Annotated in this window: 14 protein-coding genes; 2 read left to right on the top strand and 12 right to left on the bottom strand. The window is 52.3% G+C overall.

Annotation, left to right across the window (positions count from 1 at the left end; translation table 11 throughout):
* Positions 1-2 precede the first annotated feature (2 nt).
* From KU854_RS04840 to KU854_RS04825, 4 genes are read right to left on the bottom strand one after another with little or no spacing between them, the layout of a single operon-like run.
* Positions 3-758 carry an NRDE family protein gene (locus KU854_RS04840; protein ID WP_218357331.1) on the bottom strand — a complete coding sequence of 252 codons (756 nt, stop codon included), beginning with the start codon at positions 756-758 and terminating at the stop codon, positions 3-5.
* On the bottom strand, positions 759-1,313 hold the full coding sequence (locus tag KU854_RS04835) for a DinB family protein (RefSeq protein ID WP_218357330.1): 555 nt from the start codon (positions 1,311-1,313) through the stop codon (positions 759-761).
* A gap of 31 nt (positions 1,314-1,344) precedes the next feature.
* Positions 1,345-2,421 (bottom strand): ATP-grasp domain-containing protein, encoded by a 1,077-nt coding sequence (locus tag KU854_RS04830; RefSeq protein ID WP_218357538.1) that lies wholly within the window; start codon positions 2,419-2,421, stop codon positions 1,345-1,347.
* Positions 2,422-2,468: 47 nt separating this feature from the next.
* A complete protein-coding gene (locus KU854_RS04825) occupies positions 2,469-3,047 on the bottom strand; it encodes a DedA family protein (RefSeq protein ID WP_218357329.1) in 579 nt (192 codons plus the stop codon).
* 366 nt (positions 3,048-3,413) lie between these two features.
* Between KU854_RS04825 and KU854_RS04820 the strand changes: the two genes are divergently transcribed.
* Entirely contained in the window at positions 3,414-7,178 is a 3,765-nt protein-coding gene (locus KU854_RS04820) for an EAL domain-containing protein (protein WP_218357328.1), read from the top strand.
* A gap of 334 nt (positions 7,179-7,512) precedes the next feature.
* Positions 7,513-8,622 (top strand): membrane-bound lytic murein transglycosylase MltC, encoded by a 1,110-nt coding sequence (gene mltC / locus KU854_RS04815; protein ID WP_218357327.1) that lies wholly within the window; start codon positions 7,513-7,515, stop codon positions 8,620-8,622.
* Between the two features lie 77 nt (positions 8,623-8,699).
* On the opposite strand, the gene KU854_RS04810 is transcribed toward mltC, so the two are convergent.
* The 8 genes from KU854_RS04810 to KU854_RS04775 form a co-directional block, all read right to left on the bottom strand.
* Positions 8,700-9,062: a rhodanese-like domain-containing protein gene (locus KU854_RS04810; protein ID WP_218357326.1), complete on the bottom strand. Its 363-nt coding sequence runs from the start codon at positions 9,060-9,062 to the stop codon at positions 8,700-8,702.
* 348 nt (positions 9,063-9,410) lie between these two features.
* Complete coding sequence (locus KU854_RS04805) at positions 9,411-9,884, bottom strand: peptide-methionine (S)-S-oxide reductase (protein WP_218357325.1); 474 nt, start codon at positions 9,882-9,884, stop codon at positions 9,411-9,413.
* 14 nt (positions 9,885-9,898) lie between these two features.
* On the bottom strand, positions 9,899-10,612 hold the full coding sequence (locus KU854_RS04800) for an SDR family NAD(P)-dependent oxidoreductase (RefSeq protein ID WP_218357324.1): 714 nt from the start codon (positions 10,610-10,612) through the stop codon (positions 9,899-9,901).
* 24 nt (positions 10,613-10,636) lie between these two features.
* Positions 10,637-11,845 (bottom strand): sensor histidine kinase, encoded by a 1,209-nt coding sequence (locus KU854_RS04795; RefSeq protein WP_218357323.1) that lies wholly within the window; start codon positions 11,843-11,845, stop codon positions 10,637-10,639.
* On the bottom strand, positions 11,842-12,534 hold the full coding sequence (locus KU854_RS04790; protein WP_218357322.1) for a response regulator transcription factor: 693 nt from the start codon (positions 12,532-12,534) through the stop codon (positions 11,842-11,844). Before KU854_RS04790 ends, KU854_RS04795 begins: the two co-directional genes overlap by 4 nt.
* 27 nt (positions 12,535-12,561) lie before the next feature.
* Positions 12,562-12,831 carry a hypothetical protein gene (locus KU854_RS04785; protein ID WP_218357321.1) on the bottom strand — a complete coding sequence of 90 codons (270 nt, stop codon included), beginning with the start codon at positions 12,829-12,831 and terminating at the stop codon, positions 12,562-12,564.
* A gap of 95 nt (positions 12,832-12,926) precedes the next feature.
* Positions 12,927-13,469 (bottom strand): PepSY domain-containing protein, encoded by a 543-nt coding sequence (locus KU854_RS04780; protein WP_218357320.1) that lies wholly within the window; start codon positions 13,467-13,469, stop codon positions 12,927-12,929.
* 268 nt (positions 13,470-13,737) lie between these two features.
* On the bottom strand, positions 13,738-15,945 hold the full coding sequence (locus tag KU854_RS04775) for an esterase-like activity of phytase family protein (protein ID WP_218357319.1): 2,208 nt from the start codon (positions 15,943-15,945) through the stop codon (positions 13,738-13,740).
* Positions 15,946-16,169: the final 224 nt, after the last annotated feature.

The raw sequence follows: 16,169 nt of genomic DNA, 5'->3' as shown, positions 1-16,169 counted from the left end.
AATTAAGGACTGTCACTTGCCACTAGTTTAAAAGGCCCGCGGGTTCTTGCCAGAACGGTAGAAGTTTGCTCTCCGCCTTCGCAGGGTGAACCATCAACGTAGACCATTTCCATCACATCCGGGGTCACTTTTAGGTGGGTGAAGCTGACGGTATTGGCATCATTACGGTGCATACAAACGGAGAGGTAACCTGCCTGCGGCACGTGGCTGCGGTGAAACGCCCAGGCTTTTTCAACGGTTTTGGGTTCGGTCATGATGGTGCGGTACGCTTCTCGGCGCGCGAACATCACTTCATCAAACCGGACGGAGGAGGAAATCATAGGCTCGACACTTGGCCGCTGAGTGAGTACGTGACCATCCCATTGAAACGCAATCACATGACCATGCCGGTTGCTCAGATCCGGCGCGAAAACCAACAGAGTAAACGGAGCGTAAGACCCCATGTGCAGCGAATTCAAACGGTTAACCACACCAGACACCGACATCTCCGGTGCCAGCATCTTGACCAGTAGGCCACGGCTTATCAGGGGCAAATCGGGAATGTCCCCCTGATAGTAATTGAGCAGGCAAAGTGACAGGCCATGCTGGTTCATGGCTATCCAGGTGCCGCCGCCATCGGGGTCGACTGGCATCATGTAGCGGGTTCCTTCACGATCAAACACAGCAGGCGGATTGGCGATGGCGCGGCCTTTTTGCTCATCACGGTTAAAAAAAACCTCATACCCGGCATCGTGCAGCAACCAGCTAACGGTACACATTTATTTCTCTCCCCGTTGATGACTCAAGGTGGCAGGTGCCAACCCGAAGTCTTCATCAGTCTCTATCCCCTGCGCACAAAGGCTGACACGGATAAGCGCCAGGTGATGCACTGCATGGCTGGAGACAAACGCCAGTTCACGCCCCAGCGTCGATGGCATTTGCGCACACGCCTGATGGGACAGACAGACTTCGCTTTTCACCGACACCGGGCTCGCCATATCAGCCTCGTCCAGCGTTTCCAGCCAGTCAACAATATGACGCCACTCCTGCAAGGCAATATCGCGCTCTGTTTCTACCGGATGCGCCCTGCGGCGAACGTCATAGTCGACCAGCGCGTTCACCGGCCAGCCAGTCACCGCGTGATTGACATCCAGAATGTGGCGCATATGACCACCAATCGCACTTTGCAGGTACGGTAGCGCAATGTGGGTGTACTGTTCATCACTCAACACTGTAATCAGAGTTTGCGCTTGTGCGGCGACATCAAGACACCCTTGCACTTCGTCCGGCCGCCTTATCCTGTCGGCATCCTGTTCTGGTTTGTTTGCTACCATGCATTCCCCTTCAAACATCTTCTGGCTTCTTTTAGTCGGTAGACGGGTAGTCTTTTACCAAGGCTTTTTCTTTACGCCAGGCACGAAACAGTTCACGCAGCGATGGCACCCTGTGCCCCGCCTTTCGCTGCAGGTTTCCAATCTCAAACAGCATCCGGTACTGGGCAAACAAGGTGGCAAAGGCATCCTTGATGGATGCGCCCCGATCCCAGATATGTGCGGCTTCGCTGCTGGCACCGTTCACTTCCAGCAACACAAAATCCTCCCCCTGCATCAGGCTGTCGATGTCCTTAAATTTCAGGTCAATGCGTCCAAAGTGATAGCCGGGGAAATCATCAAAAATTTCGTCCAGACGGCGTGTCAGGGCGTCTGTAATGTACGCGCTGCCATCGCGGAAGATTGCGCCGCGGCAGTGGCTGCCGGCAAAAGCCAACCTGAACACTTCCCCTTCGGCCGGTACCCAATCCAGCTTTTCCCCATGCCTTGCGAAATAAAGGTGTGCCAACTTCCCGGCGCGGGGGTCATCTTCTATCAGCTTAGACAGGGGACGAACGCCATCGCCAATCACAAAGGGGTTATATTTCAGCGTCATGGAAAATATGCGCCCGCGCGACTCGCCGGGATAGCGCACATAAAAAACCCCCGCCTCTGCGTTGTAAGGCGCTTTTTTCTGCAGCAGCAGCTTGGCACCTTGTGGAAACAGGCGCAGGTATTCTTCAAGCTCGGCTTTGTTTTCAATCAGGCGCACCCCTGCGCCGCGACACCCTAAGTCCGGTTTTGCGACCACTGGGAACCCCAAACCTGCGTTATGCAGGGCAGTCAGCGCTTGATGGGACTGGGTTTCCGGCGGCATGGCCGACTTTTCCCACGTCAGGTAAGGCAATATCCAATCTTTGGCTTTTTCGCCCGCCAGCGACAAAATGGCATCTTTCGATTCCCCCACCATGCCACTGAGTTCAATGCCCGGATTGGCAATCAACGGCAGGGCGAAGTTACGGTATTTGAAGCCGTAACCAATCCACTGCAAGGTGACCGGCGCATAAAACACCCAACCCGGCCAGAATTCAAAAAACGATACCGGCTTGCCGCTCATGTCCAGAGGTGGCATGCCGTAATTGACCGGCAGTGCCGGTGAGGATTTTTCATCCACGATTTTTAGTCTGTGCAAACCGCTTTCTCCTTAAGCTTGCGCCCCGCAACACGGTTCACGATAACCAGCAGGATCACCACCAGGGGGATCAGTCCCCAGTTGAGGTTATGTTTGATCCAGCTGTTTTCTCCCAGCTGATACACCAGCGTAAACACGGCAACCGTCCAGATTGCGGTCGCGACCATGACCGACAGTAAAAATGTTTTGATATCCACCCGGAAAAAGCCGCTCAGACAAAAGCCGACAAAGCGCAGCCCCGGCACAAACCGGATCAAAAACAAGTTACCAAACGCATGGGCGCGCAATTTACGCCGCACCGCCCGCACGCCGGATTTGGTGAGCAAATAGCCACGAAGACACCGCCACCTCCTCGCTAACATACCTAGCCAATAGAGCCCAACGTCACCACTGGCAATACCGATAAATATGGCCAACAAAGCACCCCACAAAGGCATGACACCCTGCGATGCTGCGACGGCGGCGGTCACGATAGCGATATCTTCAAACAGGTAGGAGAGCAGGATCACCGCGAAAAAAAAGGTCATCGGAGAGTAGGTCAGTAAGGTTGCGGTAATGTCACTCACGGTCGACGCCTGTATTCGGATGTTCTTGTTAGAATAGACAGTTTTGGCTGCAAAATTCTTTCAACGCGGGTGTAAATAACTGGGATTCACAAAAACAGGACAGGCGATACGGGGAAATTATGTCAGGCATCCGGGGGAGTAGAGCAGAAAAAACACGCGGAAATACGTGACAAGGGGGAAGTGAGTGCGTCGCCACAAGCTGAAAATAAAAACAGGCGAAAATACAACCAAATCACCTCAGCAAACACTGCATCATTGAGACATATACTACACTTCTGATACAGCCTTTTATTCAGGAGGATGGATAGCATTTGGCGTATGCCCCAGCCTCTCCGACACCCAGCAAACAGGAATAAAACTCAACTTATGGATCCTGTAGCAGAGACCCAGACAGCCCCGGTTCAATCCAGAGACGTATTTCCGGTCGATGCACTGTTGATCCGTGTCATGCTGGTGTTTCTTGGCACCCTGATGCTCGCCCTGAGCGCGATTTATCTGCTGCGTCAGCCCGGCAGTGAGGCATTTATCTGGTACGCCAATGGCCTGTGTATCGCCATGATCGCCATTGCTCCGCAAAAGCAGCGTCTGGCGCTGGTCGGTACCGCGTTTGTCGCGATTTTGCTGGCAAACCTCATCTTTGGCGATGACCCAGTCCAGAGTGTCCATCTCAGTCTTGCCAACGTGCTGACCATTGCCTGTGGCGTCTATTCCCTTGTCTACATCTCACGAGACGGCGATCCCTTTCTGCAATTGCGGCCCTTTGTCGCCTTTGTCGCATTAACTGCGTTTGCCAGCCCTATCGTAGGGGCGGTGTTTGGTGGTCTGGCGCTTCAATACGCCGTCAATGTCCCCTTTTCTGCCGTCGCCCCAGCCTGGTATCTGGGAGATGTCATCGGCATCATCTCGACAACACCTTTGGTTTATGGCTTGCTGCAAAGCCAGCGCGACATTCCTTCGTCCGTCTACAAACCGGTTACGGTCGCCTTGATGATCGCTATCGCCAGTTTCAGTGGCTGGATGATGATCCATGCGGCGCACCCCTATATCGCTATCGCTATCGCCCTGACCATGGCGAGCGCAGTGCTGGACCGCTTATCCGCCTTTGCTACTGCTTTTCTGGTTTGTGTCACGCTGGATTTATTGTTGCTTAATCCGGCAGAAAACCTTGGCGCTTCTTCCGAGATTTTTGAGCACGCCGGACGCCTGCTGCCTATTGCCGGCGCCATGTTGCTGGGCGCACTTCTGGCCGTAAAATCCGCACAACTCACTTATCTGAAAAAGCAAAGCGATGAGCGCTCCAGCCTGTTTGCCAATGCGATGCAGTCATCCGTGATTGGTACTGTGGTTGTTCAACCTGACGGTTTTATGCACAACGCCAATCATGCATTTATCGACCTGACCGGTTTCAGCGTGAAAGAGCTGAAACAGAAAACCTTTAACCAATTGGTTTTTCACCGCGACAAATGCACACTCTCGGAACAACTCGCCACCTTTTCCGACCCCAAAACCGAAAGTTGCCATGTTGAGCTGCGCCTGACGCGGAAGAACAAACAGGTAATATGGACGCGGTTAGGGGTGACCACTGTGCGTGACCAGTGGAGTGGCGCCATCACCCAATATGTTTTTCAAATCCAGAATATCGACCGTGAGCGCCGTTTTGATGATGAACGCAAGCTTTGGTCTAAGAAGTTCGAATTTGCCCTCAGCATCAACCGCACCGCTCTGTATGAAATGGAGTGTCATACCAAGTACATTCACCTTTCTGACAATGCATTTCGGGCCATTGGTGTACGTTCCAGCGATATACGCCGTCTCTATGAGTGGATGGCACGCATTCACCCTGAAGACTTACGCGAATACCAGCACGCCGTGACCCGCATTGGCTCAGAAACGATCACGATTGAGTACCGTCTGATGGACGATGAGAAGTGTTTCCGTTGGGTTCGGGATCATTGTCAGCCCATTGAGCACGACAATAACGGCATCACGACCAAAGTTATCGGAACCATTTCCGACATTCAGGAAGAAAAAGTGAAATCTGAACAGGAGATCATGGCGACCAAATATTCAGAGGTGGTCGATTTGGTCTGCGATCTGGGTGTGTGGGAGTTCACACCAAAGTCTGGCACCCTGTACTGGAACCCCAGAATGTATTCGCTTTATGGCATCAGCGAGGGCGAGCTGATGACCAGTGATATGTGGCGTGACCATTTGCTGAGCAGCGACCGGGCGATACTCGACAGTGTTTTCAGCATGGCACGGCTGAACGATGGTCAAATCGAGGTGAATGTTCAACGCCTGACACCGGAAGGCTCCACCATCAGCCACAACATTCTGGCGAAAGTCATTCACGACAACCAAGGCACCCGTTTGGTCGGGCTGTGCAAGGAGTCAACTTCGCTGCAAAAACGCAATATGGTGCTGAGCCAGAACAATGCCCAACTCACTGCCGCGATTGATGTGGTGTCTGACGGCGTGATTATCCTCGACTCTTTGTTTCACATTACCTCGGTAAATGAAAAGGCGTTGCGGCTAACCAAAGAAGAAAGATCCGTGCTGCTCGGTGAGCACATCGATCAACACTTTAATATCTTCAACCGTGAAACCCAGTTTACGTTCGCCCACCTTTTCTCTGCCTACCAGAAAGAGTTCAAGCTCAACGGTACTTTTACCCTGCAAACACGGCAGGGGGTTGAGGTGAAAGTGTACCTGGAAGCCACGCCCGTGATTGCCGCCGGTGATGCACCGAATGGCTGGGTGCTTTCATTCCATGGCGTTCAGCAAGATTTAGAAAAACACGCAGCGACAGACAGTGAATTGGAAAGTGGACTCAAAGACGTACTGACAGGCCTGCTAAACCGCCGCGGCCTTGAACATGTGTTGCAAAACCACATCGATAACCTGCACAAACAGGCCAACGCTCATTGTTTTGCGGTGATTGAGTTTCGCGGGCTGACCGCCATGTCAAATGCACTGGGCGCACCGGTCAGTGATCAGGTCATCAAATCCGCCGCCTTGATCCTAAAATCCCACCTCAATGCAAAAGGTACGCTGGCACGGATAAGCAACGACCAGTTTGGCGCCTTACTTGAAGGCAGTACGATTGCGGAAGGGAGAACCAAGATCGCGGCCATTATCGAAAAACTGGGAGCGATTGATTACCCACAAAGCGGCAATTTCCCGTTGCAATACACGGCTGGGATCACCGGCGCTGAGTCTGCGATCAACACCCCGTTCCAGATGATCTACCAGTCTCAAATCGCGCTGGATTCGGTCACCGAGGGGATCAATCCTGCCATTGCTGTGTTTGATAAAGCGACGTTGTCGGAAGGCATCACTTCGAAGCGCAACAACCTGTTGCAACATATTGACTCAGCCATTGCCAATAGTTCCTTCAGTTTGCTTTCCATGCCTATGATTCCAACCGATGACAAACAGGCAACCTGGCATGAGGTACTGATCCGCCTGCTCACAGAGGATGGAAACTTGCTGATGCCTGACGAGTTCCTGGCTGCTGCAGAGCCGACAGGAAGGCTTTCAACCATTGAAAACTGGGTATTCAATGAGGTGTTGATTGAAAACGGTACAGCCCTTCGCGATGCCAACTTGCATATTGCGGTCAATATTTCGACCGGCACCTTTTACAACGAGCGTTTCATTAAACAGTGCCTGAATATGATTGAACGCAGCACCCTTCCCGCTTCGCAGCTCTGTATTGAAGTGAAAGAGAGTACCCTGCTGATTGATGTGCTACGCGCCAAAGAGATTGTCACCGCTTTCCGTAAATTGGGTTGTGAAGTGGCCGTCGATAACTTTGGCGCTGAACTGACGTCTTTTAACTACCTGCGCAAGTTCAATATCAGCCTGATCAAAATTGATGGTGCCATCATTTCGCTGATGAAATCCAGCCAGGTTGACCGCCGTATAGTCGAATCCATCAAGCAGATATGTGAATCACTCCATGTGAAAACAGCGGCACAGAAAATCAACGATGAAACAGACCTCAAGCTGGTCAGAGAGATTGGTCTCGACTTTTCCCAGGGTTATGTTTTCGGTGAGCCAACCCCTCTTTCACGCCTGATATCCGTCACCCAAGTAGGACTGAACGATCAGGCCGCCAATCTCAAGTAGGCTGCGTCGCACGTCGTAACGCTTCATCGCCCGACACCGCCTTTCTACCCACTCCTGGTTGTTTGCCTTTCAACGGGCTAAAAAGCCTTCGCAGGTACGGAAGCATGATCATGGATTGCATTTCATCCTTTTTCCCTGATTATCCGGCATATCCTTGACCAACTCGTGCACGAATAGACACCATTGCTCCAATTGGGCGATGAATCTCTTTCTTTTTCTTGAGGTTGGGCATAGCATCGTCGCCTCTCTGTTTCAGAAACCGTATTCAGTGATGCCGGGCGGTGTAAACCCATCTCCCTGCTTCCACCCGATCAGAAAAAGTAAAAGCACGATAATGAAAAAAGCTCTTCTTATGCTCTCGGCAGCCTTGCTGTCTGGTTGTTCGTCCACACCGCCGGAGTGTGATTGCACCAACGTACCCCCGCCAGTCACCAGTGAACCGGTTTCCGATGCCAACAAAAAGGCGGTGGAAGCCCTGTTTGCCTACCTTGCCAATCAGGCCAAAAAGCAGTGGGGAGATGACGAGTATCTGGAATCAGGCAAACACCGCTATGTGAAATACCTTGATGGCTTCCAGACCCGCGCCCACATCGACTTTGAAGCAGGCAAGATCTATGTCTCGACCGTGGCGCAGCAAGAGCCGATGGAAAAACTGCAAAAAGCCATCGTCCAGACCGTACTGATGCCTGCTGATCCTGAGCATGTAGAGCAGTTCACCGACAAGGATATCAAGCTGACAGGTAAGCCTTTCTTCCTCGGCCAGATTGTCGATCAGGAAGGAAAATCGATTGAGTGGGAATGGCGTGCCAACCGCTTTGCCGAATACCTGATTGCCAACAAGCTGAAAAGTAAGACCATCAAGCGTGGAAAAGCCTATTACGTGCAAATCGACATGGTGAAAGACCACTTAGAGCAGCGCGAATACCAGTACGCCCATTTTGTCCGCGATGCGTCAAAACGCTACGACATTCCTGAAGATCTGATTTATGCAGTGATCAAAACCGAAAGCAGTTTTAACCCTTACGCGGTAAGCCATGCCGGTGCATACGGTTTGATGCAGGTGATCCCGAAAACCGCCGGTGCCGACGTGTTCAACCTGGTGAAGAAAAAGCCGGGAATGCCGACCAAAGAGTACCTGTTCGATCCGGCCAACAATATCGATACTGGTACCGCCTACCTGCACATTCTGAAAACCCGCTATCTGCGCGACGTGACCAATCCGTCGTCTCGCCATTTCAGTATGATTTCCGCGTATAACGGTGGCACTGGCGGCGTGCTGGCGACCTTCCACAAAGACAGAAAAACTGCCATGTCGAAGCTGAACCAGCATTCACCAAGACAGGTTTACGATGCGCTGACGACCAAACACCCGAAAGACGAAGCGCGCCGTTACCTGCAAAAAGTGCTCTATTTCCAGAAAGGGTTTAACGAAGGAAAAATTTAGGTTTTTGCCTTCACCTTCACGCCAATAAAAAACGCCCCGGACTCAAATCCGGGGCGTTTCTTTTGAATTCTGCGTTTTTATTGGGTCGCTTTAACAGCCTGTTCCAGCTCGGCCAGTCCACCCGCGTTGTGAAGCTTGGTAAAGCCTTGCGATTGCAGAAACTGGATAGCCCGCTCAACCCTGGCGCCACTGCGGCAGTAAAGGACAATCATGTCGTCTTTGTTGAGTTTGGCGACATGCTTATCAAGCTCCTGCACAGGATAGTTCAGGGCATGCTCCAAATGCCCCTGGGCGAATTCAGCCGGTGTGCGAACGTCAACAATCACTGCGCCTTCTTCAATAAGCTTCCAGCCTTGCATGGCACGCTCTGAAGCCATTGCCGGTTGAATGGAAAACAGGGCAGCAAAAAAGCTGACGACCAACGCGATGATTTTTTTCATGGAACAAGGCACCTCTCGGACAAAACGTTAGCATATACCAAGGGATCAACGCTGGGATATGCCTAGGGGCTGTTGACCTTTGGTGGTTAAATTTTGTTCTAGCCATAAGCGTTTTAGGCGCGGCGAGGTGTGTGCCGCCTAGTTATTCTAAGCAAATACACCTCAACAAAGCATAAAACGCTTAGGGCAGAACCCTTCGGGCAGCGTTTGTGGGGAATTTCTGCTGCGTTATCAGCGTCTCATGTAGGCTAGCTACACATCGAAGCTTCTGCCTTGCATAAAATCCCCACAAACTGCTGCAAAAATCATCACCAAAGGTCAACAGCCCCTAGTGTAACAAACTGGCGATCAACGCTTGTATTTATGCAGTAAATCCAATGGGATATGACAGTAATCACCAGGGAAGCGTGAAAGCCTGTCCTGATGCTCGTCATCGCTTGGGACAAAATTGGCTAAAGGCAGAACCTCGACGGCAATGCGGTCAGCATCCTCACGGCGATTAATAAACCGGCGGGCAGCCTCAAGATGCGCGGCCTTTTCGCTGTAAATGCCAGTGCGGTATTTTTCGCCTACATCGTCACCCTGCTTGTTAACGCTATAAGGGTCGATGATCTCGAAAAAGTACCCCAGCAATGTCTCGACTGACACTTTTTCAGGGTCAAATTGAGTACGCACACATTCAGCGTAACCGTCATACGGGGATTGGGTCGTATCCGTGCTGCCATTGGCGCGCCCTGCCTCTGTGGCAATAACGCCGGGAAGGTGGCGCACAAATTCCTGCACGCCCCACAAACAGCCACCGGCCAGATAGATCTCTTCCACAATGCTTCCTGCCATCAGTCGTGATAAATCATCTTTTTGGTCATGCCGCCATCCACCACAATGTTGGCACCGTTAACGAAATCATTCTCTGCATCGGATAAAAACAGGCAGGCATTGACGATATCTTTCGGTTTACCAACACGACGCGACGGGTGCTGGGCGTGGTCAATGTCGCGCAGCGCGTCGTAATCAGAGGTCTGGATCCAACCTGGGCTGACCGTATTCACGGTGATAGGTGTTTCAGAAAGCGAGTTCACCAGCGACTGGCTGAGTGACACCAAACCGCCTTTTGATGCGCCATAGGCATCCCAACCGCTTTCGTTTTGCTGCCAGCGGGTGGAGGCAATATTGATGATACGACCATAATCCTGCCCCTGATTGGCAGCAATCATTTCACTGGCACAGGTAAATGCCCCAACCAGATTGACGTTCACGACATTGGCAAACTCTTCCGGCGCCAATTCCGCGACTGGCTTGTTGAACGTGGTGATAGCACCGTTGTTAATCAACACATGCACCGTACCAAAACGGCTGCGGATTTCCGCAAAAGCGGCAGCGATAGCGGCTTTGTCCGCCAGATCCGTTTGAATAAAATAGCCGCGAGTTGCCCCGCCTTCGGCGATATCCAGATTCACCACGACAGCATCGCGTTCAGCATAAGCATCGACCAGCGCAGCACCGATGCCGTTGCTGCCACCGGTGATCACCACCACTTTATCGGTATACATATTTGTCCGTCCTGACTGTTGAACTTACTGCGCCCCCGGCATGGTGACGCGGACCCGAAGTCCCGGATGGGCATCTTCAAGGCGAATATCGCCATGATGCAGTCCGGCGACGGCTTTTGCCAGCGAAAGTCCCAGTCCCAGCCCACCGTCTGTGCGGCTTTTGTCCACCCGGTACAGGCGTTCAAATACCCGCGCTTTTTCCGATTCAGGAATACCGGGGCCATTGTCAGTCACATCCAGCCACACTGCACCGTCAGTGGGGTTGCCACCACAACGCAAGCGGATGGTGCTGCCCGCTGGGCAATAACGCAGGGCGTTTTCAATCAGATTAGCGACCTGCTGGATAAGCAATTCACGGTCACCCTGCAACCAAAGCGGCGAGTCAGGTTTTTCCACCGTCAGCAACATGCCTGCGTCGTCGGCCACATCCTCATATATCTCCGCCACGGTCGCGACCACGGCAGTGAGGTCAATCTGGCTGAAACGCGCACGACGGGCACCGGATTTAATCTGGGAGATGCGAAGCAATGCATCAAAAATCGAGGCCAGACGCTGGGAATCGTTCAGCGCGTTTTCCATTTCGTTGAGGAAGCTGTCACTGCATTGGCTGCCCATTTCATCCGCTTCTTCTTTCAGCGTCAGCAGGTTGTGACGTAAACGGGTGATGGGGGTTTTCAGCTCATGGGCGATGTTGGCAGAGATATCGCTCATGGCGGCCACCGAGCCTTGCAGGCGCGAAAGCATGTCATCCAGCGATACCGAAATCTGCGCCAGATCGTTCACTGTATAGCGCTCACCGGTGCGGGCAGAAAGGTCACCTTCCGCCGCCTGCGCCAATACCTGCTCAATACGGGTAATGCGTTTCTGACTGTGGCGGCTCATTGCCACGATCAGTGCCACGGTAAACAGGGAGACCAGAACCCCCGCCAGCACAAAGCCAGACATCAGAACGGTGAGGATGTCTTCGTCGTCAATCGGGTCATCATCAATTTCTTTCTGATGCCCTTGCGCCAACTCCCGGGTTTCTTTAACGATCTCCCGGTTCTGGCTTTTCAATTCATGTTCCACATAGAAGTAAGTCACCGATGCCATCAGCACCAGGCTTATCAGGGACACCGCGCCAAACATCATGCCCTGCTGGGTGGCAGAACTTTTCGCCCAGCGCGGCAGCATTGCAGATATCCGTGCAGGAGAAAAATGGCGGTTAAACCAGACGGACGCACGCTGCTTCATTGCGCGTCCTCTTTGCGTTCCAGCTTATAACCTGCACCGCGCACAGTCTGGATCAGGGTGTCACCAAAAGGTTTTTCCAGCTTGTTGCGAAGGCGGCTGATATGGGTTTCCACCACACTGGTTTGCGGGTCGAAATGGATATCCCACACATGCTCAAGCAACATGGTTCGGGTGATCACACGCCCCGGATGACGCAGGAAAAGCTCAAGAATACGGAATTCCTTGGGCTGCAAATCCAGCGCCTGCCCTTGACGGGTAGCCGTGTGCTCGAAAAGGTTCAGCACCACATCACCATAGGTCAGTTGTGGGTCGGCTTCGGTAGATTTGAGCACTGCGCGGCGGGAAAGCGCCGTAACACGCGCCAGCAATTCAGAAAACGCGAACGGTTTGGTGAGATAGTCATCGCCCCCGGCCTCAAGGCCTTCAACGCGATCGTCAACGCCGCCAAGTGCAGTAAGGAACAGGATAGGTGTACCAACTTGGGCTGCACGCAGTGCTTTTACCAGAGATAAGCCATCAAGCCCGGGCAACATGCGATCGACAATCGCCACGTCGTAGCTTTCGGTCAGGCTAAGGGACAGGGCAACTTTGCCATTGTCTGTCACTTCTACCTGATGCCCGGCTTCTTTCAGCCCTTTTTCAATAAAACGGCTAAGGCTTACATCGTCCTCCACCAGCAATACGCGCATAGAAACTCACTCGTCAGAGACTGCGGTTTACACCGCAGTAATAGGTTGGTTATTTTCTTCTTTTGGATTGTAGTCCGGGTTGGCAACGTCGTTTTGCATCTTACGTTGATGCCATTTGGCGATAAGGATCGCGGCCACGCCGGCGAGTAAACTCATGCCAAGTGTAACCAGTCCCAGCATAAAAAGCAGTGAAAAGCTGAAGACCTCAAACAGGGCTTTCGGCCCTTCCTGACGCAGTTTTTTCACTGCGTTTTTCGTTCGTTGCCAGTAAGTTTGCTTAACTGTCTGTTCTGTCATAACTGCCTCCAAAGTGGCTATTGCGCCGAATGGCATCGGGTCGGTTTACGTGGCGTATTTTTCGCTACGCCACGCAATATCTGTTGGACGGACGCTTATTTTGCGATATTGGCATCAAGGTGTTTTTCAACACGTTTACCGTTGGCATCTACCAGTTTGATTTCGTAGCTGGTGCGGCCGTGATCATCATCGTGCTCTGCGCTGTAGGCCTTACCGCCAAATTCCGCTTCCGCCTGTTTAACCGCCTGCTCCAGTGACATAAACGTGCCGTTGTTGATGTGTGACATCCACTCTGCATCTGTCATGTCGTCGTCATGGTCGTCACCGTCGTGGTCACGGCGGCTTTTGGTTTTGATCACTTCACCGTTGGAAGCGTTGATCACCGCTTTGATATCCATGCCGTCTTTGCCAACCAGTTCGATTTCATACACAGCCTGGCCATGCTCCATATCGCGGTCAGCTTCCAGAGCTACACCACCTGTGGTGTTTTGCGCAATCTCAACCGCTTGCAGCAAGCTGAATGCATCCTGGTTCATGGTGTTTGGTGCATCACCAGCGTTTGCGGTACCTACCGCCATCATTGCAGAAAGGCCAATCAGGGCAGAAAGAGCAGCAGGCTTAAATACGTTCTTTTTCATTGTTATTTCCTCGTTACTGTTCGTCACTGGACAAGGACTGCTCCCTGTCGATGAGATAACTATACCCAGCACTCTTTTCGCCAAGCTTGCCGCAACTATACAATTTTGTAAGGTTGGCCACGGCGCGGTGTATTGTTCACGGGAGTGAGGAAGAAATGCGCCAGACCGCCGACAGAAAAGGTTTTGGGAATAGGTATACAGTGTAAAAACTAAAGAGGTCGGCGTTAAAGCCGACCTTTTGAAAACAATGAATGCGTTATTTGTCAGTTTACGGACGCAGAGTGTTGAAATTGAGCGGTTTACCCTCTTTGGTCAGCATAAAGAAGAAGGTTTCTCCACTGCTGTCATCAACGCCGTCATTGTCTGTCACTGCGTACGCGATGCCTTCTTTGGTGATGGCAAAGCCTTCGATTTTGTCAGTGACATAGCCGCCCTGCGCTTTCAGATCCGGCAGGAAGTCATACACCACGTCTTTTCTCACCAACGGCAACTTGCCTCCCAACGGCGCTGGCTTGGCATCTGCCAGAATCACGCGGGTCAACTGTTTAACCCTGGCGTTATCGCCAATCTGGTTGTCACGTTCAATAATGAAAAGCGCACCTTCATACGCGGTGATTTCCGATAACCCCACCCAACCTTTGTCTACTTTCTCTGTTGGATATCGGACGGCTTTCCACTCGCCGGTTTGGGTGTTGTACTGCACCAGTTTCACGCTGTTTTCCGGGTCATCTTTCCAGCTGCGCTGGATGGCGATCCAGAGCGTATCGCCAACCCGGGTGATACCTTCCGCGCCAAAGCGTTTTTCCACTGCTAGCAGGTCAGGCGGGAAAGGGACGGTTTCGACAATATTGCCCTTGCCATCAGTCCGGTAAAGAGCATGGGGAATGCCTTTGTCTGTGCGGCCTTCAGACGCAAGCCAGAATCCGCCATTGCCGTCGGTGGTAATGCCTTCCAAATCGAGCTTCTCTGCGGCTTTTCCGTTGCGCTTCACCAAAATACGTTCGGCAATTTTGGCCGGTTTGGACGCTGCATCAATCACGAAAATGGAGGGCTGTTTCGCATAGAAACTGTCATTGACCGCGTAGAGAATGCCGTCATGTTCCGGGTCTGCGACCAGTCCGGAAAGCGCGCCCCATCCAATCGGTTTGCCATCGACCATCACTGATTCAATCTGCGGATACTCAGGCGCTTTGTCCATCATCTGGTAAACCATGACATGGGCACGCGGGCCACCGTCTTCAATCAAATCTTTTTCATTCGCCGTCACGAACAGCCCGCGCTCAGGGATGGTCACAGCGGATTCCGGCGCAATGCCCGATGGAAGCAACTGTACAAACTCCGGTGCTGCGCCAGTATCTCGGTACACGCCAACAACGGAGCCACGTTCAGACAACACAAAGATGTAACGTTGGCCGTTAAATTCGCCCACCGCCAAGCCCTCCGGCTCAGCCCCTTTATTGCCGGAGCGTTTTTCCGGATAGTGCCCTGCCTGAGCGACACGGTATTCAAAATCGAGCCCCGACTCGTATAGCACATCACCTTGCTTGTTGAAGATGGTAAACCCGCGGGAGCCGCCCTGGTAATCCCCTTCGTTGGCGATCACGAAACGCTCATCATCCAGCCATTTCACCGCATCCGGTTCGCGTTTACGGTTTGGCTGTTTGCCATCAAAGGTCAGGGCGCGCTCTTCCTCAATATCCACGTTATCCAAATCAACACTGCCTGCCGGAAAGTGGTTGATGATTTCCCCGGTTTTGCCATTCACGATAGCAAGGTGGTTGTTTTCCTGAAGGGTCACAACCACTTCGCCCAGACTGTTGATATCAACAAACTCAGGCTCAGGATCGCTGGGTGCAATTTCCGCCAGCCCAGTCATCTCAACCTTCTTTTGCTCAGCGCAAACCAACTGGCCACCTTTTACCGGCACCAACGTCAGGTAACCCGCGGGCATTTGCGGCAGGTCGCCATCATTCAGATCTTCATCGCGCTCGTTTTCGATAGCCACGGCGACAAAACTGCCATCTTTTGCCACCGCAACGGAATCAGGTTGTCCGCCAAGATCGCACTTCCACATCTGTTTCCCGGTATTGATATTGCGCTGCACCAGATACCCGGACGGTTCGGTAAAACTCTTAGAGGTGTTCACGCCGGTGACAAAGGTGTCATTCAGCACCGCGACGGAGGTCGGTTCGCCCTCCATGGAAATGAACCCTTTCCCTGCGGGTTTTTCTGGGTTTGAAATATCTACCAAACCCACGCCTTTCATCGGGCTGTCTGAATACACCAGGGTGTTTCCATCTTCACTCACTGCAATGATTTCTGCCGAGGTTTCCGTTTCCTGCGGCTGCCCCGGTGGCAGATTTTCAACGGTCGACACCGAGGAGATACGGTTAAAAGTCTGAGTCTCGGCGGCGTGTAATCCCGCACTGATTGACAGGGCAAGCACAGAGAAAAGTAACTGGGGCGAGCGGCGCATGACAAATTCCTTTTATATCACTGACAACAGCCCGTTACCTTCAATGTGGTGGATGTCACTTCAATGACATCCAGATGGCAATTCAGTGATCACACTGAATTTTGGGGCAAGCGTGGCGACCGGGATCGCGATTTTTTTATCTGGTATACACAGGGTAACTGAGCGTGTGTTGGATAAGTCAAGTTGTGGGAATCTAAGCAGAAAACAACCATTCCCCGTTGCAG

Source organism: Enterovibrio paralichthyis, from assembly GCF_019209835.1.
GTDB classification, from domain to species: domain Bacteria; phylum Pseudomonadota; class Gammaproteobacteria; order Enterobacterales; family Vibrionaceae; genus Enterovibrio; species Enterovibrio paralichthyis.
The sequence above is the reverse complement of the archived record's forward strand: the minus strand, read 5'-3'. Positions and strand labels throughout refer to the sequence as shown.